Origin of the sequence: Paracoccus alkanivorans (assembly GCF_003697785.1) — a bacterium.
GTDB lineage: Bacteria > Pseudomonadota > Alphaproteobacteria > Rhodobacterales > Rhodobacteraceae > Paracoccus > Paracoccus alkanivorans.
In genome coordinates this window covers 49050-71722 of sequence record NZ_QOKZ01000011.1, presented here as the reverse complement: position 1 = coordinate 71722, position 22673 = coordinate 49050, and the positions used below count along the sequence as shown (strand labels likewise).

17 protein-coding genes are annotated in these 22673 nt (G+C 61.6%); 14 read left to right on the top strand and 3 right to left on the bottom strand.

The window, feature by feature from the left end; all coding sequences use genetic code 11:
* Positions 1–101 precede the first annotated feature (101 nt).
* The 14 genes from C9E81_RS20100 (at position 102) to C9E81_RS20035 (ending at position 19544) form a co-directional block, all read left to right on the top strand.
* Positions 102–2177, top strand: a complete 2076-nt coding sequence (locus tag C9E81_RS20100) for an ABC transporter substrate-binding protein (RefSeq protein WP_122114147.1) — start codon at positions 102–104, stop codon at positions 2175–2177.
* Between the two features lie 62 nt (positions 2178–2239).
* Positions 2240–3262, top strand: coding sequence for an ABC transporter permease (locus tag C9E81_RS20095; RefSeq protein WP_122114146.1), 1023 nt, complete (start codon positions 2240–2242; stop codon positions 3260–3262).
* Positions 3259–4422 (top strand): ABC transporter permease, encoded by a 1164-nt coding sequence (locus tag C9E81_RS20090; RefSeq protein WP_208021232.1) that lies wholly within the window; start codon positions 3259–3261, stop codon positions 4420–4422. Before C9E81_RS20095 ends, C9E81_RS20090 begins: the two co-directional genes overlap by 4 nt.
* A 10-nt stretch (positions 4423–4432) precedes the next feature.
* Positions 4433–6049 carry an ABC transporter ATP-binding protein gene (locus tag C9E81_RS20085; protein WP_122114145.1) on the top strand — a complete coding sequence of 539 codons (1617 nt, stop codon included), beginning with the start codon at positions 4433–4435 and terminating at the stop codon, positions 6047–6049.
* Positions 6046–7407 (top strand): alpha-glucosidase/alpha-galactosidase, encoded by a 1362-nt coding sequence (gene melA / locus C9E81_RS20080; RefSeq protein ID WP_122114144.1) that lies wholly within the window; start codon positions 6046–6048, stop codon positions 7405–7407. Before C9E81_RS20085 ends, melA (C9E81_RS20080) begins: the two co-directional genes overlap by 4 nt.
* Positions 7408–7439: 32 nt before the next feature.
* Positions 7440–8927, top strand: a complete 1488-nt coding sequence (melA, locus tag C9E81_RS20075) for an alpha-glucosidase/alpha-galactosidase (RefSeq protein WP_122114143.1) — start codon at positions 7440–7442, stop codon at positions 8925–8927.
* Between the two features lie 35 nt (positions 8928–8962).
* Complete coding sequence (locus tag C9E81_RS20070; protein ID WP_122114142.1) at positions 8963–11209, top strand: glycoside hydrolase family 2 protein; 2247 nt, start codon at positions 8963–8965, stop codon at positions 11207–11209.
* A gap of 222 nt (positions 11210–11431) precedes the next feature.
* Positions 11432–12448 (top strand): LacI family DNA-binding transcriptional regulator, encoded by a 1017-nt coding sequence (locus C9E81_RS20065; protein WP_122114141.1) that lies wholly within the window; start codon positions 11432–11434, stop codon positions 12446–12448.
* 55 nt (positions 12449–12503) lie between these two features.
* On the top strand, positions 12504–13760 hold the full coding sequence (locus C9E81_RS20060; protein WP_122114140.1) for an ABC transporter substrate-binding protein: 1257 nt from the start codon (positions 12504–12506) through the stop codon (positions 13758–13760).
* A gap of 54 nt (positions 13761–13814) precedes the next feature.
* Positions 13815–14738, top strand: coding sequence for a carbohydrate ABC transporter permease (locus tag C9E81_RS20055; protein WP_122114198.1), 924 nt, complete (start codon positions 13815–13817; stop codon positions 14736–14738).
* Positions 14735–15607: a carbohydrate ABC transporter permease gene (locus C9E81_RS20050; RefSeq protein WP_122114139.1), complete on the top strand. Its 873-nt coding sequence runs from the start codon at positions 14735–14737 to the stop codon at positions 15605–15607. The genes C9E81_RS20055 and C9E81_RS20050 overlap by 4 nt, the downstream gene beginning before the upstream one ends.
* Before the next feature lie 22 nt (positions 15608–15629).
* Positions 15630–17570, top strand: a complete 1941-nt coding sequence (locus C9E81_RS20045; protein WP_122114138.1) for a glycoside hydrolase family 127 protein — start codon at positions 15630–15632, stop codon at positions 17568–17570.
* Entirely contained in the window at positions 17567–18658 is a 1092-nt protein-coding gene (locus tag C9E81_RS20040) for an ABC transporter ATP-binding protein (RefSeq protein ID WP_279432726.1), read from the top strand. The genes C9E81_RS20045 and C9E81_RS20040 overlap by 4 nt, the downstream gene beginning before the upstream one ends.
* A 106-nt stretch (positions 18659–18764) precedes the next feature.
* Positions 18765–19544 carry a FadR/GntR family transcriptional regulator gene (locus tag C9E81_RS20035; protein WP_122114137.1) on the top strand — a complete coding sequence of 260 codons (780 nt, stop codon included), beginning with the start codon at positions 18765–18767 and terminating at the stop codon, positions 19542–19544.
* Between the two features lie 14 nt (positions 19545–19558).
* Here C9E81_RS20035 and C9E81_RS20030 read toward each other — a convergent pair whose 3' ends face one another.
* The 3 genes from C9E81_RS20030 to C9E81_RS20020 form a co-directional block, all read right to left on the bottom strand.
* Positions 19559–20389: a carbohydrate ABC transporter permease gene (locus C9E81_RS20030; RefSeq protein ID WP_122114136.1), complete on the bottom strand. Its 831-nt coding sequence runs from the start codon at positions 20387–20389 to the stop codon at positions 19559–19561.
* Positions 20386–21267, bottom strand: a complete 882-nt coding sequence (locus C9E81_RS20025; RefSeq protein ID WP_122114196.1) for a carbohydrate ABC transporter permease — start codon at positions 21265–21267, stop codon at positions 20386–20388. The genes C9E81_RS20030 and C9E81_RS20025 overlap by 4 nt, the downstream gene beginning before the upstream one ends.
* A gap of 69 nt (positions 21268–21336) precedes the next feature.
* Positions 21337–22623 carry an extracellular solute-binding protein gene (locus tag C9E81_RS20020; protein WP_122114135.1) on the bottom strand — a complete coding sequence of 429 codons (1287 nt, stop codon included), beginning with the start codon at positions 22621–22623 and terminating at the stop codon, positions 21337–21339.
* Positions 22624–22673: the final 50 nt, after the last annotated feature.

The following is a 22673-nucleotide window of genomic DNA, read 5'->3' as shown; positions in this document are numbered from 1 at the left end:
ATTTGAGACTGTCGTCAAAACTTTGGCGGGATAGGTTTCCGGCGGGGAGAACAGCCGGCCGAGGCTGAAGAACACTCGTAAGGCTCAGGGGAGGATGAACCATGAAGTTTCTGACCACCGTATCCATCTTGGCGTTGTCGGGCGGGCTGTCCGTTTCAGCCGCGATGGCGCAGTTCGTAGAACCGACAACCCCGCCCGCACCGCCGAAATTCGATGCGCAAACCGATCCGGTGCTGGTGCAGCGCTCGGAGATTTTCCAGTATCGCGCGCTGGACAGCTATTCCGAGCCTGCCTTTGTCAGCGAATTTGTCGAGACTGGCAAATTGCCGCCCGTCGAAGAGCGCCTGCCGAAAGAGCCGCTGGTTTTCTCATCCGCCAACATGCCGGATGGTCCCGGCGTTTACGGTGGCGTCATGCGCCATGTGATTGGCGGCCGTCCCGAAGGATGGAATTTCTGGGCCGGGCAATCGCAAGGCTGGGGCGGAATTGACATCGCGATGTACGAGTGCCTGACGCGCAACGGCCCACTGTTCACGATCAAGCCCGAGGATCTGGAACCCCTGCCCAATCTCGCGAAAGGCTGGGAATGGTCCGAGGATGGAAAAACCCTGACGGTTCACCTGATCGAAGGGGCCAAATGGTCGGACGGCGATCCATTCGACACGAAGGATATCGAATTCTACTGGAACGATATCGTCATGGATCCGTCGGTCACGCCGGTTGTGGGGACGTCTCCCTCGAGTTTCGGGGATGCCAGGCTGGAAGTGGTTGACGACTACACCTTTACCATGAGTTTCGATACCGCCTTTCCGGAATCGGTCCTTTACGCGCTCGCCTATGGCAATTTCTGCCCGGGACCCAGCCATGTCCTGAAGCCGGAGCATCCCAAATATGGCGGTGAAAGCTATCAGAGCTTCCGCAACGCCTTTCCGCCGGAAAAGCTGGCCTTCCCGGTGATGGGGGCATGGGTTCCGGTCAAATACGCGTCCGACGACATCATCGTCATGCGCCGCAATCCCTATTACTGGAAGGTGGACGAGAACGGCAACCAGCTGCCCTACCTGAATGAGCTTCATTACCGCCTTTCGACATGGGCCGACCGGGATGTTCAGGCGATTGCCGGGACGGGTGATTTCTCGAATCTCGAACAACCCGAGAACTATGTCGAGATCCTGCGCAAGTCGGCGGAAGAGGATGCACCCGCGCGGCTGGCCTTTGCGCAGCGCACCATCGGCTATACGCTGATCCCGAACCTTGCCGCGAACGGGACGGGAGAGCCGGACGAGCGCGGGCAGGCGGTGCGGGAGCTGAACCGGAACCGCGATTTCCGCATCGGAATCAGCCAGGCGCTGGACCGTCAGCGTTTGGGCGAGGCGCTGGTCAAGGGGCCGTTCACCACGCCCTATGCGGGCGGGTTGATGCCGGGAAGCTTTTTCTACGATGACGCCTCGACAGCCTTCTATCCCTATTCGGTCGAAAGCGCCCGCGCCCATTTCGAGGCGGCGGGACTCGAGGATACCGACGGGAACGGCTTCTACAACTTCCCCGACGGGGTTGCCGGTGGCGGAGATGTGCAGATCGTCATTACCAACACCAACGATTACCAGACCGACAAGAATCTTGGCGAAGCCGTGTTGGCGATGCTGAATGATGCCGGGATCAAGGCCAGCCTCAATTCGCAGAACGTCAATGACCGCAATGGATTGCGGGCCGCGGGCAAGTTCGACTGGCTGTTGCTGCGCAACGAAGGCGAACAGTTCACCGTCGTTCAGAATACCGACCGCCTCGCGCCGCTCGGCAAGCACAGCACATGGGGGCATCAGGCCAATGATGCGGGGGAACTCGACTTGCTGCCCTTCGAGGAAGAGCTGGTCGATACGCTCAGGGCCTTTGCCGGGACCCGGGACGGTGAAGAGCGGGTAGAGCTGATGAAGGGCTTTCAGAAGACCTATACCGGGAATGTCTATACCGTCGGCCTGACCGTCTATCCCGGCGCGCTGATCGTCAACAAGCGCTTCGCGAACATACCGGAAGGCGCCCCGATCTTCATGTTCAACTGGGCCGAGGACAGCATCATGCGCGAGCGGGTCTATGTGCCCGAGGACGAGCAGCGGGATCTTGAGCTGTTCCCGGACAGCCTGCCCAGCCCTGAAGGTCCGGTCAAGGCGGATGGCTGAGCCCGACCCATGTGGCGGCAACCCCGCCACATGACCCCGCATGAAATCCCGAGGCCCTGACGATGTTGAAATTCCTTCTGGTCCGCGTCATGCAGGCCATCCCCGTTCTTCTGGTGATGAGCATCATCACCTTTGCGATCATCAACGCGCCGCCCGGCGACTATGCCGATTTCATCCGAACCAGCATGATCAGCCAGGGCGGCGCCTCGACCGAGGCCGCGAATGCCGCGGCCGAGGAATACCGGGAAACCCACGGTCTGAACGACCCCCTGGTGGTGCAGTATTTCCGCTGGATCGGCGGCATCGTGACGCGTGGCGATTTCGGCTATTCGTATTTTTACAACAAGCCGGTGGCCGAGGTCGTTGGCGAAAGGCTGCCGCGCACCATCATGCTTGCGCTGGCCTGCCATTTCTTTGCATCGCTGCTTGGCATCGGTTTCGGCATCCTCGCGGCGGTCAGGCAATATAGCTGGGTCGATTCCGCGCTTTCCGCTGTCGCGTTCCTTGGCATGACGATCCCGCGTTTCCTGCTGGCGCTGCTGATCCTGTATGTCCTGGCCTTCCGGCTGGATATCCAGGAACTGGGCAGCTTCTATTCCAGCCGGTATGGCGGCCAGCCCTTCTGGCTTGGGTTCCTGGACTTCAACTGGGCCAAGCTCGGCAACCTGATCGAGCATGTCTGGCCGGTCGTCGCAATCGCGACCCTTGGCGGTCTGGCATATAACATGCGGGTCATGCGCGGCAATCTTCTGGATACGCTGAACGCGCAATATGTCGAATCCGCGCGGGCGAAGGGGCTGTCCGAGACATCGGTGATCATGAAGCACGCGGTGCCGAACGCGCTGCATCCGCTGATCGCCTATCAGGGTGTCATCATGCCCTATATGCTGACCGGCGAGATCGAGGTGGCCATCGTCTTTTCGCTCGCCACCGTCGGCCCGGCCATCGTCGGCTCGATGAGCATCGGCGATGTCTATGTCACCTCGACACTGCTGCTGGTGCTGGGGGCGACGCTGATTGTCGGCAATATCATCTCCGACATGATGCTGGCGCTGCTCGATCCGCGGATCAGGGTGGGGGAATGACCATGACCGACCAGATAAGGGAGCGGGCGGATATTCCCGAAGCAGAAGACGCCGACCTGCGCGTCTCCACGGTTTCGAACGAGGGGCAAAGCTATTTCAGTCTCGTCTGGCGCAGGTTCCGGCGCTCGATCCCCGGTGTCATCGGGCTGGTGCTGGTGGCGGTGCTGCTGATCGTTTCCCTGTTTGCCCCGTTCTTCGCGCCGGTTGATCCCAACAACACGGCGGAATCCTTCACACCGCCGACATCCATCGGCTTCCATGTTCCGGGCGATGGGCCGGAGGCGGGCTGGCGCCTGCTGCCGGTCGCCTTTCCCATCGTGGAAACGGACGAACTGGACCCGGTCACGTTCCAGCCGCTGGTCGGCCCGGATCATGACAATCCGGTCGAACTCGGCTTCTTCGTGAAGGGGTGGGAATACAGCTTCCTCGGCCTTACGATGAACCGCCATTTCATCGGGGCGACGGATGGAACGCCGATCAACTTCCTCGGCACCGACAAGCTGGGGCGCGATATCCTGTCGCGCGGCATCATCGGCAGCCGCATTTCGCTGACCATCGCGCTGAGCGCGATCACCCTGATAACCGTCATCGGCACCCTGATCGGCATCACCAGCGGATATATCGGCGGACGGACCGACCTGTGGCTGCAGCGGCTGGTCGAGATCGTTCTCGCCTTTCCGCAACTGCCCCTCTATCTGGCGCTGGCCTCTCTTATCCCGGTGACCGCCTCCTCGACCCTGTTCCTGACCTTCGTCATCGTGGTGATCGTAGGTCTGGGCTGGGCGCAGTTGTCGCGGGAGGTGCGCTCCAAGACGCTGGCGCTGCGGAGGGTCGATTACGTCAAGGCGGCAAAGGCGGTCGGGGCCAGCGATTTCCGTATCATCAGCAGGCATATCCTGCCCAATGTCGTCTCGCATGTCATCGTTGCGGTGACCCTGGGCATCCCGACCATCGTGCTGCTGGAATCCTTCCTGGGTTTCCTGGGCTTTGCCGTGAAGCCGCCGATGATCTCCTGGGGGCTGATGCTGCAGGACGCCGCGACCTTCTCGGTCATCGGTTCCTATCCGTGGATCCTCAGCCCGGTGGGCTTTGTCCTGCTCGCGGTATTCGCGTTCAACGCGCTCGGTGACGGGCTGCGCGATGCGATAGATCCCTATTGAGGTGCTTGCCATGAATGACATGACCCCGATCATAGATGCGCGGAAGATCGGCGTGACCTTCAGGATGCAGGGCGGCGTCGTCGAGGCGGTGCGAGACGTGTCGTTTCAGGTCTACAAGGGCAGGACCACGGCGCTTGTCGGAGAGAGCGGCTCGGGCAAATCGGTCACGGCGCGCGCGATCATGCGGCTGTTGTCCAGGCGCGCCGTTCTGTCCGGCGAGACGCGGATATTCTTCGAGGGCGCGGACATGGCGCATCTGTCCGGCGGCCAGATGCGGAAGCTGCGCGGCAACCGGATCTCGATGATCTTCCAGGAGCCGATGTCCTCGCTGAATCCGATCTACAAGATCGGCAGGCAACTGGTCGAGGTGATCCGGCTGCACCGGAAAATCGGCCGGCGCGCGGCGTGGAACAAGGCCGTCGAATTGCTGGCAGAGGTGCATATCCCCGATCCCGGGATGCGCGTGCATCAATATCCGCACCAGCTGTCGGGCGGGCAACGCCAGCGGGTGATGATCGCCATGGCTCTTGCGAACCGCCCGGATGTGCTGATCGCGGATGAGCCGACGACGGCGCTTGATGTGACGGTGCAGGCGCAGATCCTGCGATTGATCGACGAGTTGAAGGCGAAATACGGCATGGGCGTGATCCTGATCACCCACGACCTGACCGTGGTGCGGCAATTCGCCGATCATGTCTATGTCATGCAGCATGGCGAGGTGCGCGAGAGCGGGCCGACCGACGCCATATTCGGCAATCCGGCCCATCCCTATACAAGGCGCCTGCTGGCCTCCGATCCGAAGGGCTCGGCGGGGGCGCTGGACGCGAATGCCGAAACGCTTTTGCGGGGCGATGCGGTCCGTGTCGAGTATCCCTTGCGCAGCGGCGGATTTTTCAACGGCAAAAGCTCGATCCTGACTGCCGTGGATTCGCTCGATATCGAGCTTAAGCGGGGTGAGACCCTTGGGCTTGTGGGCGAATCCGGATCGGGCAAGACGACATTCGGTCAGGCCCTGACGCGGCTGATCCACATGGATGGCGGCAGGATCAGCTTTTGCGGGCAGTCGCTCGAAGGGCTGAGCGAGCGCGAAATGCGGGCCTGGCGCCCGAGGATGCAGATCGTGTTCCAGGATCCCTTCGCCTCGCTGAATCCACGCATGTCCGTCCGCCAGATCATCGAAGAGGGGCTGATCGTCAACGGCATCGGGGCGGGTGCGAAGGACCGGTTCCGCCGTGTCCAGCAGGCCTTGCGCGATGCCGGCCTGCCCGACACGATAGCCCACCGGTTTCCGCACGAGTTTTCCGGCGGCCAGCGCCAGCGGCTGGCCATCGCCCGCGCAATTGCGCTGGAGCCGGAATTCATCCTGCTGGACGAGCCGACATCGGCGCTGGATCTGTCGGTCCAGTCGCAGATCATCGCGCTCTTGCGAAGATTGCAGCAGGAGCGGGGCCTCTCCTACCTGTTCATCTCGCATGACCTCAAGGTTGTCCGCGCGCTGTGCCACAGGGTCATCGTGATGCAGCGCGGCAAGATCGTGGAGCAGGGTCCTGTCAGCGACGTCCTGTCCAATCCCCAAACCGAATATACTCAGCGGCTCGTCCGCGCAGCTTTCGAGGTGGCAATATGACGACAATCACATTCATCGGCGCGGGCAGCACTGTTTTCACCCGGAATATCGCGGGTGACATCCTGCACCGGCCAAGCCTGAAGGGCGCGACCATCCGGCTGATGGATATCGACCCGGCACGGCTGGAGGAATCGCAACTCGTCGTCGGCAAGATGGCCGCGACGCTCGCACCCGGCGCGAAGGTCGAAACCTATGCTGACCAGCGCGCGGCCCTGGACGGGGCGGATTTCGTGGTGGTCTGTTTCCAGATCGGCGGTTTCGAGCCCTGCACCGTGACCGATTTCGAGGTGCCGAAGAAATTCGGCCTGCGCCAGACCATCGCCGACACGCTCGGGATCGGGGGGATCATGCGCGGCCTGCGGACCGTGCCGCATCTCTGGGCGATATGCGAGGACATGCTGGAGGTCTGTCCGCAAGCCACCATGCTGCAATATGTGAACCCGATGGCGATCAACACCTGGGCGGTGGCCACCAGGTATCCGCGGATCCGGCAGGTCGGGCTGTGTCATTCGGTTCAGGGCACCGCCGAGGAACTTGCGCGCGACCTGGAGATCCCGCTGGACGAGATCCGCTATCGCTGCGGCGGGATCAACCATGTCGCCTTCTACACGCATTTCGAGCATCGCCAGCCCGATGGCAGCTATCGCGATCTCTACCCGGCATTGAAGCAGGGCTATGCCGAGGGGCGCTTTCCCAAGCCCTCGGCCTGGAATCCGCGCTGCCCGAACAAGGTCCGCTACGAGATGCTGATGCGCCTGGGTTATTTCGTCACCGAAAGCTCGGAGCATTTCGCCGAGTATACGCCGTGGTTCATCAAGCGCGACCGTCCCGACCTGATCGAGAAGTTCGGCATCCCGCTGGACGAGTATCCCAAGCGCTGTGTCGAGCAGGTCCGGAACTGGCGCGCACAGGCCGAACGTTACCGCAAGGCAGAGACGATCACCGTCGAGCCAAGCCGTGAATATGCGTCCGAGATCATCAACTCGGTCGTCACCGGCGAGCCCGCGGTAATCTACGGCAATGTCCGCAACCGCGGATATATTCCGCAGCTGCCGGATGGATGCGCCGTCGAGGTGCCGATCCTTGTCGATGCCAACGGGCTGGAGCCGACGGTCGTTGACGATCTGCCGCCGCAATGCGTCGCGATCATGCGCAGCAATATCAATGTGCAGGAACTGACCGTCGAGGCGCTGCTGACCGAAAACCCCGACCACATCTATCACGCGGCGATGATGGACCCGCATACCGGGGCCGAACTGGACCTGCAGCAAATCCGGGACCTGACGGATGAGTTGCTGGCCGCGCATGGTGACTGGATTCCGCGATGGGCGCGGCCGGTCGAACAAAATGCTGCCTGACCCTTAAAAGACCGATTCAAGGAAACTGGAACATGTGTGATTTCAAAATCTGCATCATCGGGGCCGGCAGTGTCGGTTTCACGAAAAAGCTGTGCTCGGATATCCTCAAGGTGCCGGAATTCGCGAATATCGAGATCGCGCTGACCGATATCAACCCGCATAACCTCGACATGATCCGCCAGATCATCGAAAGGATCGTGGCCAGGAACAGGCTGCCGGCACGCGTGACGGCAACCACCGACCGCCGAAGGGCACTGGACGGTGCCCGCTATGTCATGAATTGCGTCCGCATCGGCGGGTTGGAGGCATTCGCCGACGATATCGGCATTCCGCTGAAATACGGGATAGATCAGTGCGTCGGCGATACGCTTTGCGCCGGAGGCATCCTCTATGGCCAGCGCGGCATCGCGGCGATGCTGGATTTCTGCAAGGATATCAATGAAGTCTCGGAAAAAGATGCATTGCTGCTGAACTATGCCAACCCGATGGCGATGATGACATGGGCCGCGATCGAATACGGCAAGGTCCCGGCTGTCGGCCTGTGTCACGGCGTCCAGAACGGCCACCGCCAGATCGCACGCGCGCTGAAGGCGGATTTCGAGGACGTCGAAATCATCTGTTCGGGGATAAATCACCAGACATGGTATCTGGATATCCGGGTGAAGGGCCGGCCCGTGGGCCGAGACGAGCTTGTCGCGGCATTCGAATCCCATCGGGCCTATGCACAGCAGGAAAAGGTGCGGATCGACGTGCTGAAACGCTTTGGCTATTACTCGACCGAGAGCAATGGCCACCTGTCGGAATACCTGCCCTGGTATCGCAAGCGCCCGGAAGAGATCGAGAACTGGATCTCGCTTGACGATTGGATTCACGGCGAAACCGGGGGATACCTGCGCTATTGCACCGAAAGCCGCAACTGGTTCGAAGAGGATTTTCCGCGCTTCCTCGAGGAAGCGGACATATCCCTCGCCGATTACCAGCGCACCGACGAGCACGCCTCGCATATCATCGAGGCGCTGGAGACGGGGCGCATCTATCGCGGTCATTTCAATGTCAGGAACGGCGGCGCGATCAGGAATTTGCCGGAGGATTGCATCATCGAGTCAACCGGGTTCGTGGACCGGTTCGGCATCAACATGGTCGAGGGGATCGAGTTGCCGCAGGCCTGCGCGGCGACCTGTTCCGCCTCGGTCAATGTCCAGCGGATGAGCGTGGAGGCCGCGATCACCGGCGATGTCGAGTTGCTCAAGCAGGCGGTGCTGCACGATCCGCTGGCCGGGGCAATCTGCACGCCGGAAGAGATCTGGCAGATGGTGGACGAGATGCTTGTGGCACAGGCCGCCTGGTTGCCGCAATATGCGGACGCCATACCGGCGGCAAAAGAGCGGCTGAAGGTGCCGAAGGCCCAGACCCGCGAATGGAAGGGCGCGGCGCGGCAGGTGGTGCGGTCCGTCGAGGAACTTCGCAGTGAAAAGCCGAAACCGGTCAGGCACGATCTTGGAACAAGGATCATGGGCTGATCCCCTGCGGCTCCGGCGGAAAGGTTTTCCAGAACATGCGTATCACAGAAAAATTCAACGGCGACTGGTGCTTCCGGCATGGTTTTGACGCGGGGCAGGTGAATGAACTTCAGGATGGCGAGCTTGTGACCCTGCCGCATAATGCCGTGGAGTTGCCCTATAACTATTTCGACGAAACCGATTATCAGAAACCATTCACCTATCAGAAAATGCTTGAATGGCGGCCGGAATTCGAGAACCGGGAGGTTTCGCTGCTTTTCGATGCCGCCATGGCCGACAGCGCCGTCTTTCTGAACGGTCAGGAGGTGATTGCGCACAGGGACGGCTACACCCCCTTTCGGGCACGGCTGACACCATATCTGAAGCGGGGAAAAAACCTGATCACGGTCAAGGTCGATGGTTCCGAGAACCCGGAAATCCCGCCATTTGGCGGCCAGGTAGATTATCTGTGCTATGCCGGGATTTACCGCGACGTCTGGCTTTCCGTGACCAGCCCCGTTTCGATCGGCAATGTGAAAATCGAAACATCGGGGGTGCTGCAGCGGGAAAAGTCGGCCACCGCCCGGGTTTTCCTTGCCAATCCGGGGGATGTTCCGCTTTCGGGTAAACTGACAGGAGAAATCCGCCGCGCCGATGGCGGTCAGGTGGCGGTGGCGTCTGCCGATGCCGATAGTCCCGAGGTCATTCTTACCTTTCCCGTCCTTGCGGATATCGATCTGTGGGATATCGATAACCCCGTGCTTTACGAGCTTTCGCTGCAACTGCAGACCTCGCAGGGCAAGGATGACCTGACACGGCGTTTCGGGTTCCGCGAAGCGCGGTTCACGCCGGGCGGCTTTTTTCTTAATGGCAGGCGGCTCAAGCTGCGGGGCCTCAACCGGCATCAAAGCTGGCCGCATGTCGGCTATGCCATGGGCCGCCGCGCGCAGGAAAAGGATGCCGAGATCCTGAAATTCGAACTTGCCTGCAATATCGTGCGCTGTTCGCATTATCCTCAATCGACATATTTCCTGGATCGCTGCGACGAGATCGGCCTTCTCTGCTTCGAAGAGATCCCCGGCTGGCAGCATATCGGCGGCGAGGCATGGAAACGGGAAGCCATCGGGAACGTGCGCCGCATGATCGAGCGCGACTGGAACCACCCGTCTGTCGTCATCTGGGGGGTGCGGATCAACGAAAGCAGGGACGATCACGGTTTTTACGTTGAAACCAACCGTCTTGCCCGGGAACTCGACCGGACCCGCCAGACCGGCGGGGTGCGCTGCATCACGGATTCAGAGCTGCTTGAAGACGTCTATACGATGAACGACTTCGTTCTTGGCACAGAGGAGATGCCCGGCACCAACCGCGACCGCGTCTTCCTGCGCCGCCGCAAGGAAGTGACCGGGCTTGCAGGTGCCGTTCCCTATCTGGTGACCGAGTATAACGGGCATATGTTCCCGACCAAGCGGTTCGACCAGGAACAGCGGCAGGCAGAGCATGTCACCCGCCATCTGCAGATCCTGGATGCCGCCGCCGGTGATGACGAGATTTCGGGCTCCATCGGATGGTGCATGTTCGATTACAACACCCACAGGGATTTCGGGTCCGGCGACCGCATCTGCTATCACGGTGTGCTGGACATGTATCGCATCCCCAAATTCGCGGGCTACGCCTATGCATCGCAGGGAGACCCGCAAAACGGCGTGGTCCTGCAGCCGGTGACATTCTGGGCGCGCGGAGAACGGAATATCGGTGGTGTCCTGCCGTTGATCCTGCTGACTAATTGCGACTATGTCGATGTGAAATTCGGCGAGTGGCCTGCCAAACGGGTTTATCCCGACAGGGAGAATTACCCTCACCTTCCGCATCCGCCAGCCGTGCTGGACTTGCGCCAGGTCGGGCCTGATGAATTTGGTGACTGGGGCCGTGTCTGGCGGGACGGCGTCATTACCGGCTATGTCGATGGCAAGGCCGTCAAGGTTCTGACATTGCCCGCCGATCCGCTTCCGACGACATTGGAGGTGCTGCCCGACGGCACCGAATTTCAGGCCGGTGAAAAGGATGCCCTGCGCGTGGTCGTGCGCGTGCTTGACCAATGCGGCAACTTGTTGCCCTTTTTCGACGAGCCGGTCTCGTTGGATCTTGCGGGGCCGGGGCGGATCATCGGCCCGCAGGATATCACGCTCAGAGGTGGCGCGGCCGGTTTCTGGATCGAGGCGGGAAACGATAAGGGTGAGCTGACGCTGACCGTGAAAAGCCGCCGCTTCAAGACCCGGCAGATCACCTTCACCGTAGGCTAGGGAGCCGCATGGCGATCCGCCTTACGCCGCTCCGGATCCTTGTGGCGAGCCAATCCATCGAAATATCCGGTTGACACGAATCGCAAGGCATGGTGCCTTTGCGCAAACGTTAAACCATTATGGGATAACGTTTGCGTGGCGTTAAGCCAAAGCTCTTCGACCGGCCTGTCAGGTCACTGGCGGGCTGGCCGGTCATCGCAACCCGGCTGCATCGGAACGGATATGCGGATAACAATCAGGGAGGTTGCCGCCAAAGCGGGGGTCAGCGTTACGACAGCGTCGCGCGCGCTGAACGGTTCCGGTCGGATGCTGCCCGAAACCCGCGAGCGCGTCCGCGCAATCGCAAGTGAACTCGGATATCGCCCGAACTCGATCGCCCGGGGATTGGTGCAGCAAAGATCCTTTACCTTCGGCATGCTGACCAACGACACCTACGGGCGCTTTACCCTTCCCGTGGCAGCGGGGCTTTCGGAGGCCCTGCTTGATCGCGGCGTGTCCGTGTTCCTTGCCGCCGGAAAGGACGATCCCGATCTTGTCCGCCTTAACCTTAATGCGATGGAGGAGAAGCGCGTCGACGGGCTGGTTATCGCCGGAAAGCGCATCGATCGCGGCCTGCCGGTAGAGTTGCCGGATAACGGCATTCCGACAGTTCATATCATGGCGGCCTGCCCGGAGGGCGGGATAGGCTTCGCCCCTGACGACCTGTCCGGGGCAAAACTCGCGACGCGCCACCTGATCGGGCAAGGGCGGCGGCGGATTGCCCATATCACCGGGCGGGAAACCTTCCTGGCGGCGCGTATACGGGCAGAGGGCTGGCAGCATGCCCTGCATGAACAGGGTCTTGCGCCTTTCGGCCCCGCGGTTTTCGGAAGCTGGTCGGAGGCGCATGGTTTCGAAACCGCCAGAACCATGTTCGGCAAGAATGCCTCGTCCCGTCCGGACGCGGTTTTCTGCGGCAATGACCAGATCGCGCGCGGCCTGATCGATGGCCTTGGCGCCTTGGGAATCCGGGTGCCCGACGATGTCGCGGTTGTGGGTTTCGACAATTGGGAAATCTTTGCCCAGGCAACCCGGCCACCGCTGACTACCGTCGATATGGGGCTGACGGAGATGGGCAGGCAAGCCGGGCTGACCCTGCTTGACCTGATCGACGGCAAACCGGTCGAAGCCGGTCTGAGGCATTTGCCGACAAGCCTGGTGGTGCGGCTGTCCTGCGGCGCGGAGGGGGCGGCGCAATGAGACCTTCCCCCATCGGAAAACACAATGAAACAACGAATGAAACGGAGGAGAAGACATGTATTTCAGGACGGTATCGGGGGCTGCGGTCGCAGCGGCCCTGCTCGTGCCCGGACAGTTGGCGGCAGAGGAATTTTCTATCTGGGTCCGTTCGGACGGATCGGAGTTCATGCCGAAACTGGTCGAGGCCTATAATGCCAGGGGCGAACACAAGGCCGATCTCCAGATCGTTCCGGTCAACGAGCTGGTGCAGAAATACGCCATCGCCAGCGCCGGCGGCTCGGCGCCCGACGCCCTGTCGCTGGACCTGATCTATACGCCGGCCTTCGCCGAGCAGGGACAGCTTCGCGACCTGACCGAGTTTGCGAAATCGTTGCCCTATTTCGACAGCCTGTCGAAGGCGCATCTTTCCGTCGGCACCGTGGACGGCAAGATCTATGGGCTACCGTTTTCCGGCGATGCCTCGCTGCTTCTGTGGAACAAGGATCTTTACGAAAGGGCGGGGCTCGATCCGGAGGACGGACCGTCAAGCTGGGCCGAGATCCAGGAGGACGCCAAGGCCATAGCGGCGCTGGATGACGAAACCTATGGCTTCTATTTTTCGGGCAATTGCGGCGGCTGCAATATCTTCACCTTTGCGCCGCTGATCTGGGCCTCGGACGGCGAGGTTCTGTCCGAGGACGGCAAGAAGGCCATGCTGGATTCGCCCAAGGCTGTCGAGGCGATCGACTTTTATCGCGGCATGGTTGCCGACGGGCTGGTGCCTGCCGGGTCGCAGACCGATAACGGGGCCAATTTCTTCGCGGCATTCGCGAATGGCAATATCGGCATCTCGCCTTCGGGCTCCTTCGCCATCGGAGCGCTGAACAACCAGTATCCGGATCTGAATTACGGCGTCACCTTCATTCCCGGCCAGGAGGAAGGGAACTGGTCGTCATTCGCGGGCGGCGACAATATCGTGATCTCGGCGGGAACGGACGAAGGCAAGATCCCGGCGATTCAGGACTTCATCGAGTTCGCATATTCGCCCGAGGGCCAGACGATCCTGGCGCAGAACGGTGCGATGCCGGTGCGCGGCGATATCGCCGAAGAGGCATTGGCCGGGCTGGATGAGCGCTATCTGATCTCGGCCGAGGCGATGGCGAATGGCCGGACCCCCTATACCGTTGTGTTCAACGATCTCATCAATTCCAGCAACGGTCCCTGGGTGACTACCCTGAACCGGGCATTCTTCGCATCCTCCGAAGAGGACATGCGGCAGGCGGTCGGGGACGGGCAGGCGCAGATGCAATCGGTCATCGACGCCGCCTATTGAGGGGACGCTGGCGGGGTTGATCCCGCCAGCACCTCATGACCCCGGAGGATCATGATGATTGAAGCGAATCCATCGGATGAGGCAGCGCCACCCACTCCGCGCAGGTCGCGGAAAGGGGACTGGATGGGGCTTGTCTATGTCCTGCCCGCCATCGCGCTTGTCGTGGTGTTCTTCCTTGTTCCACTGGGGATGACCGTCTGGATGTCGGTGCATGACTGGCCGCTGATGGGCAATCCGCGATGGATCGGGCTGGACAATTATCAGCGCCTCTGGGGCGATGGCAGCTTCTGGCAGGCGCTCGGTTTCACGGTGCTCTATACGCTGGCCGCGACGGTCGGGCTGATGTCGGTCGCTTTCGCGCTGGCCCTGATGGTGCAGTCCGAGGGCAGGGCGACCGCGTTCTATCGCACCGCCTATTTCCTGCCGGTGGTGACGGGCTTTGCCTCTGCCTCGCTGTTATGGGCGTGGCTGTCGAACGTGGATTCCGGCCTGTTCTCTCCCGCCGCGCAAATGCTGGGAATGACCGAGCGGCGCGTGAATATCCTTGCCGAATTCACCCCGGCCTTCTGGTCCGTGACGATCATGGTAATCTGGAAGATGGCCGGTTTCTTCATGGTCATCATCATGAGCGGCCTGCAGGCCATTCCCGCGGATTACCAGGAGGCCGCCCGCATAGACGGCGCCGGGTGGTTCCAGCGGTTCCGCTGGATCACCCTGCCGCTTGTCCGCCAGCCATTCGCCCTGGCGCTCATCCTTTGCGTTGCCGGTTCGATGCTTGCCTTCGACCAGTTCTACATCATCCTGAACGGAGGACCCAGCAACCAGACGGTGACGGCGGTCTACAAGATCTTCAACGAAAGCTTCGTGTCGTTCCGCTTGGGCTATGGGGCGGCGCTGTCGGTGGTCCTGCTGCTGATCCTCCTGGCGCTCTCGGTCATTCAGCTTCGCCTGCTGCGCGAGAAGGGGGCGGACAAATGACCGGGACATTGACGGCGCCGACTCCGCGTGGCGGACGCATCCGGTATCATCGTGTCCTGTTTCATGTCACCGCCACGCTGGTCGCGCTGCTGTTTCTTGCGCCGATCGCATGGGTCGTCCTGGCAAGCTTCCGCCAGGCCACGGATTCGCTCAAACCGCCCCTGCCGCCATGGCCGACGGACGGGTTCACCGCGGACAGCTATGTCCGGCTACAGGAATTCGGCCAGTCCATCCTGCATTACACGGGAAATTCGGCATTCGTGGCAATCGGCACGGCGGTCCTGACGATCATTGTCTCGGTGCTCGCGGGATACGGTTTCTCGCGCTACCGCTTTCCGTTGAAAGGGCTGGTCTTCGTGCTGATCCTGTCGACCATCATGATCCCGTTCCAGTCGATCCTCACGCCGTTATTCCTGCTGCTGGCCAAGATGGGCCTGCAGAACAAGCTGATCGGGCTGGTGCTGATCTACACGACGCTGCAACTGCCCTTTTCGGTGTTCATGATGCGCAACGCCTTCGACGCGGTGCCCAAGGAGATCGAGGAGGCCGCCCGTATCGACGGCATGAAGGGGATCGCCATGCTGACGAAAGTCATGATCCCCCTCGTCAAGCCGGGTATCGTCACGGTCGGGCTTTTCGCCTTCCTCAATGCATGGAACGAATTTCTGGCGGCGCTCGTCCTGTTGACCGATCAGGACAAGTTCACCCTTCCCGTGCTCATGACGGCGGTGCGCTATGGCCGCTTTGGCTCTGTCGATTGGGGCGCGGTGCAGGCGGGCGTCATGGTGATGATGATCCCCTGCCTGATCCTGTTTCTCATCCTCCAGCGCTCCTACATCCGCGGCCTGACGGCCGGCGCGGTGAAGTGAGCATTTCCCGAAAGGACCCGAAATGAACAATATCGTCTCTCGTGTCGCCGGTGACGCCGTTCCCAGCAAGGCCAGGTTCCGCCCGCTCTCCATCGACAAGCTGCGGATCGACGGCTTTTTCGGGCCGCGCCTCGACACGATCTGCGCGACCACCGCATTTACCCTGTTCGAGCGCTGCATCAACGCGGGCATGCTTGACCAGGTTGATCCCGATCGCCCCAATCCGGGCGTCGTCATGCCGCCCGAACCCAGCAATACCGTCACCACCCAGATGTTCTGGGACAGCGATTTCGGCAAGTCCATCGAGACGGCGGCCTATGCGCTGAACCGCGAACGCAACGAAAAGCTGGAGGCGATGGTCGATGAGGTTGTCGAGGCTTACGGGCGCCTTCAGCAGGAGGATGGCTATCTCAACTCGTGGTATATCCGTATCGAGCCGGGCAAGCGCTGGACCAACCTGCGCGACAAGCACGAGCTGTATAACGCCGGCCACCTGATCGAGGGTGCCGTCGCCTATTACCACGCCACCGGGAAGCGCCGGTTCCTCGACATCATGTGCCGCTTCGCCGATCATATCGGGCAGGTTTTCGGACCGGGCGAGGGGCAGTTGAAAGGCTATCCGGGGCATCCGGAGCTGGAGCTTGCGCTGGTCAGGCTGGCGCGCGCCACCGGCGAACAGCGCTATCTCGATCTGGCCCGGTTCTTCGTGGATCAGCGGGGCCAGCAGCCGTCCTATTTCGATGAAGAGGCGCGGGCGCGCGGCGAGGAACCGGGGGATTTCCATTTCGGCACGCTGGAATATTGCCAGGCGCACAAGCCGGTGCGCGAGCAGGACGCGGTGGTGGGGCATGCCGTGCGCGCAGCCTATCTTTACGCCGGAATGGCCGATGTCGCGACCGAGTTCGCCGATGACAGCCTGACCGGGGCGCTCAATCGCCTGTGGTCGCATCTGGTGGACCGCAACCTGTATATCACGGGCGGTTTCGGGCCCTCGGCAAGAAACGAGGGGCTGACATTCGATTACGATTTGCCGAACGAGTCGGCCTATGCGGAAACCTGCGCTTCGGTCGCCCTCGTGTTCTGGGCCAGCCGGATGCTGGGGCGGGGGCCGAACGGGGAATATGCCGATATCATGGAGCAGGCGCTGTATAACAACTCTCTCGCCGGGCTATCGCTGGACGGCACCCAGTTCTTCTATGACAACCCGCTGGAAAGCCGCGGGGATCATCACCGCTGGACCTGGCATCGCTGCCCCTGCTGCCCGCCGAATATCTCAAGGCTGATCGCCTCTGTCGGAACCTATTTCTACGGGGTCTCGGCGGATGAGATCGCGGTGCATCTGTATAATTCCGGCACGGCAGAGATCGGGTTGGAAAGCGGCATCGTCAACCTGACGCAAACCACCGGCTATCCGTTTGACGGTGACGTCGAGATCGGAGTTGACGCCGCAGAGGTGCAGAGCTTCACCCTGTCCCTGCGTGTTCCCGGATGGGCCGCGGATTACGAATTGTCGGTGAACGGCGCCCCCGTTTCCCTGCAGACCGAGAACGGCTATCTGCGCCTTTCGCGCGAATGGCAGCCGGGTGACAGGGTTTCGCTGAAGCTTGACCTGACACCGCGCCGCATTTTCGCGAACCCGAAAGTGACGCCGGATCAGGGCCGGGTCGCCCTGATGCGGGGGCCGCTCGTCTATTGCATGGAAGAGGTGGATAACGGCGGCGACCTGAACAGCATTATTCTGCCGGACGATGCGCGGATCGATGCGGAGCGTTCCGATATTCTTGGCGGAATCACCCGGCTGACTGCCTTGGCCTGCCGCGAAAGCTGGGCGGGCAATGCGCTTTACGCCGAAACCGCACCGGCGCGGCAAAAGGCACGGATCACCGCCATTCCCTATTACGCGTGGGACCACCGCGAGGCCGGGGCCATGCTGACATGGATTCGGAGGGAGCAGGAGACATGAACCGGATGGGCGGCACCGCGCGGGAACCGGCAGGGCTTAGCCTGAAGCGCGTTCACAAGTCATACGGCGCTCACGAGGTGCTGAAGGATATCAGCCTCGATATCCAGGGGGGCGAGTTCGTGGTATTCGTCGGTCCCTCGGGCTGCGGCAAATCCACGCTGCTGCGGCTTATCGCGGGGCTCGAGGATATCACGGCGGGCGATGTTTATATCAGTGATACCGACGTGACCGAACGCGATCCTTCGGATCGGGGCATCGCCATGGTGTTCCAGACCTATGCGCTGTATCCGCATATGACCGTCGCCGAGAATATGGGTTTCGGGCTGCGGGCGGCCAGACGGCCCAGAACCGAGATCGAGCAAAAGGTCAGGCAGGCCGCCGAGGTCCTGCGCCTGACGGATTATCTGGACCGCCGGCCGGGGCAGCTATCGGGCGGACAGCGGCAGAGGGTCGCGATAGGCCGGGCCATCGTGCGCGACCCGGATGTATTCCTGTTCGACGAGCCCTTGTCGAATCTTGATGCGGAATTGCGGGTCGGCATGCGGATCGAGATCGCGCGGCTGCACCAGGAATTGCGCAACACGATGATCTACGTCACCCATGACCAGACCGAGGCGATGACGCTGGCCGACAGGATCGTGGTGCTTCGTGACGGCAGGATCGAGCAGATCGGCACCCCGTCCCAATTATACGACGACCCGGACAATGTTTTCGTCGCGGGCTTTATCGGCTCGCCGAAAATGAACTTCTTCAAGGCGGTGGTGCAGGGTGCTGACCGGCTGCGGCTTGGCGAAACGGAACTGCCGTGCCCCCGGACAGATGCGGCGATTGCCGGCCCCGTTATCCTGGGCCTGCGCCCCGAGGATCTTCGGGTTGCCGGGCCAGAGGAACCCGGTTTTCCCATGGAGGTCAAGTTCTCGGAGTTTCTCGGCGGCACCACCTATGTTTATGGCGAGATACCGGGCGGCACGGGTTGCACCGTCGAGCTTGAGCGTTCCCGGCAGGCGAGGCCCGGAACGATATTGACCCTGACCGCCGATATCGCTGACATGCGGTTGTTCGATGTCGAGGGAATGCGAATTCGCTAGGCGTTCATCCGGGCGGGTGCCGCGCCGGATTCCGCCTGCCGACCTCCGGTTCGCGGAAAATTAAAAGTGAGATGCATTGTCCCTCGGAGACGGCTAAATTGCCGGTATGTCGGACAAATCCAATATCATCAGCACGGTTTTCGACGCCTCGGACAGGCCGGACAAGCGCAAGAACGAGTCCATCGCCGATTGGCTGGGCCGCCGGATCGTCTCGGGTGCGATAGAGCCTGACGAAACGGTTCCCAAGGAGATGGATTTCCTTGCCGAGACCGGAATTTCCCGGGGAGCCTATCGCGAGGCGCTGCGCAGATTGGTGGGCAAGGGAATGCTTGTCACCCGGACCCGCAGCGGCACCCGCGTCGCCCCGCGCGAGAAATGGTCCCTGCTGGATCCCGACGTGGTCCGCTGGAGTTTCGAGAGCGGCGCGCCGCCCGACTGGTATATCAGGGCGATCTATGAGCTGCGTGCGATGATCGAGCCCCCGGCGGCGGCTTTCGCCGCCGAGCGCCGCAGCGAGGACGACCTGCAGGCTTTCCGCGACGCGCTGCATTCGATGCGCTATTGCGACATGACCGAGGAAAGCTGGCACAATGCCGATGCGAGTTTTCACCGCGCGATACTTATCAGTTCGCATAACCCGGTTCTGCTGTCGCTGGAGGCGGGGATCTGCGCCGCCGTCGCTTTCACCACGGCGTTCCGCTATCGCGACATGCCCAACCCACATACGCGCAACCCGGTCGAGGAACATGCCGCGGTGTTCGAGCGGATCGAGGCGCGCGATCCGGTCGGCGCGCGGCGGCTGATGACCGAGCTGGTCGATACCGCGCTGCTCGATTCCAGGGGCACCACGGTCTTCGACCTCGGGTTGCCGACGCTCAAGGTCTGAGCGCCGGCCCCGGATCAGCCCTTGACGCCGGAAGAGATCATCACCGCCTCGGTGACCTTCTTCTGAAAGATCAGATAGGCGATGACCACCGGCGCGGCGGCCAGCAGCGCCACCGACATGATCCGCGCATAGGCCACGCCGAAGGCGTCATTGACTTGGGTGATGCCGACCGGGATGGTCATCATGTCCTCGGTCGTGATGACCAGGAAGGGCCAGAGAAATGCGTTCCAGGACATGATGAAGGTGATGATGCCAAGCGCGGTGGTGATCCCCCAGTTCAGCGGCAGGTAGACCCGGAACAGCAGCGTGTAATCCCCGCCGCCATCGAGGACGACGGCTTCCTTCATCTCCTTGGGGACGGCGTCGAAAAACTGCTTGTAGACGATGATCACCACCGGCACGACAAGCTGCGGCAGGATGATCCCGCCCCACCGGTTGATCAGGCCAAGATCGTTCATCAGCACGAATTGCGGCACCACCAGCGCCTGCGCCGGCACCATGAAGCTGGCCAGCACGATGCCGTAAAGCAGCCTGCGGCCGGGGAATTCCATCTGGCTCAGCGCATAGGCGCACATCATGCCGGTGACCAGCACGACCAGCGTGATGATCAGCGAGGTGCCGATGGAGTTGATATACCAGTCGATCAGGCTGGTGTTGAACAGCGCATCCACATAGGAGCTGATGTTGAATTCATCGGGGAACAGCCCCGCCGCTTCGGACACCACCCGGTCCTCGGAACGGATCGAGGTGACGAAGGCCCAGTAAAGCGGGAAGATCCAGATGATCCCAGCCAGGAGCGTGATGCAGGTCAGGGCGATATTCTCGACACGGCGCTGGCGGTTCATTTGCCTTTCCCTCCGATGCGCAGGATCTGGAACTGCAGGACCGAGATCACCACGATCAGCAGGAACAGCACCAGCGAGATCGCCGCCGCATAGCCGCCGTGATTGAGCTGGAAGGCCTCGCGATAGACCATCAGCAGCAGGACATAGCTGGAATTGAACGGTCCGCCCTCGGACAGCAGGTAGATCTGGTCGAAGATCTTCAGTTGCAGGATCAGTTGCAGCGTCAGCACCAGAGCCGTTACCGGCCACAGAAGCGGCCACGTGATCCGCCAGAACAACTGCCGCCTCGTGGCCCCGTCAAGCGCGGCGGCCTCGTAAAGCTCCGACGGGATATTGCGCAGACCGGCAAGGAACAGCAGCACGTTGAACCCGTTGGTCCACCAGATCGTTACCGTGGCGACGGTGGGCATGACCCAATGGGGGTTCTTGAAGACCGGCACCGGCTTGCCGGTAAAGAACTCGATGACCGGCTGCAGGATGCCGAACTGGAAATCCAGCATCCAGGCCCAGATCTGCGTGACCACCGATACCGGCAGCACATAGGGCGTGAAGAACATCACCAGCACCAGCGCCTGCATGCGCCCCGACAGCCGGTTCACGGCCAACGCAATAGCCAGCGCGATCACCGTGGTCGGGATCACCGTCAGCAGCACGAAATAGCCGTTATTGACGACCGAGGTATAGAACAGCTTGTCCGAGAAAAGCCGGATGTAATTGCCCAGCCCGATCCATTCTCCGCCGCCGATCAGCGGTGCGTCGGTAAAGCTCATCCGGACGACCTCGATCACCGGATAGGCAAAGACCAACGCGAAGATCGCCACGAATGGCAGGATCAGTGAAACGGCCACCAGCCTGTGCCGCGCCTTGTTCCGGATCATCGCCATATTCTACCCCATACCCCTTGCCAATATGGCCCCCGCGCACGCGGTGCGCGCGGGGGCGATCCGTCAGTTCATGCGGCTTTGCAGTTCCGATTTCACCTGCTCGACCGCCTCTTCGGGCGACAGGTAGCCGTGGATGGCGGGCGATATGATGTTCAGCGCCGCGTCATAGGCGGGCGAGGCGACACCGGCGACCTCGCTGCGCGGATCGTAGGTTGCCCGGTCGGCCAGCGTGGCATAGGTGGCGTTGGGCTGCATGGTGGAGAATTCCTCGCTTTCCGCCACCGGCTTGTAGGCCGGGATATGCCCGGCTTCGGCCCAGGCAATCGACTGTTTCTCCATCCAGCCGATGATCGTCATCACGGCCTCGCGCTTTTCGGGCGACATTTCCTTGCCTTCCTGATGCGGGATGGCGAAAGCGTGGCTGTCGGCCCAGGTGGTCTGGCTGTCCAGCAGTTTGGGCACTTCAACGGCGCCCCATTCGAAGCCCAGCTTGCCGCCCTCTTCGAGATCCTTCATCGTGGGCACCTCCCAGACACCGTTCAACTGGAACGCCGACTTGCCCGAGGTGAACAGGGCGACCGAAGCCTCATACAGCGCCTGTTCGGGCTGCCAGCCCTGCTCGTGCCATTTGGTCATGATCTCGACGGCCTTGACCGCCTTTTCGGTGCTGTCCCCGGGCAGAACCTCTCCGTCCTCCGAGATCAGTGTTCCGCCCTGCTGCGCCAGAAGCGTGTAGAAGACGCGATAGGCGCCGCCGTCGTCACCGGTCGCATAGGTCACCGGGGTTTCCGAGCCGTTTTCGGCCGCAAGCTGCATCGCCTCTTCGAAATCGGCGATGCTTTCGATGCCGGTCAGCTTGCCCTCTTCGTCAAGGAAGCGCGAGCCTTCCAGGAAGGACTTGTTATAGTAAAGCACCAGCGAATGGATATCGAAGGGCACCGCGTGAAGCTGGCCCGAAGGGGCGCGGGCGGCGTCAAGCGCGGTTTCGAAGAAATCCCCCTCGCTCAGACCGGCGGCCTGCAGGTCTTCTGCGGTGATCGGCGACAGCACGCCTTCGCTCAGGCCCAGGGGCATGCGCGACAGGTGATAGGTCATCAGGTCCGGTCCCTGCCCGACGGCGGCCGAAGTCCGCACCTTGCTGTAGAAGGGCACGCCCCATTCCAGCGTCGTGCCCTCGATCTTGATATCGGGATGCTCGGCGTTGAACTTTTCGATCAGCGCCTTCATGCGCACGCCATCCCCGCCGGAGAAGAAGTCCCACCAGGTCACGGTCTGCTGCGCCCATGCGGGCGATATCGCGCCCAGTGCCGCCGCGATCGCGGATGCCGTTACGAGTGCCTTGATGTTCATTTGTTTTCCTCTTTACATTGGGCTACGTTTACCGCGTGCCCCCTCCCTTC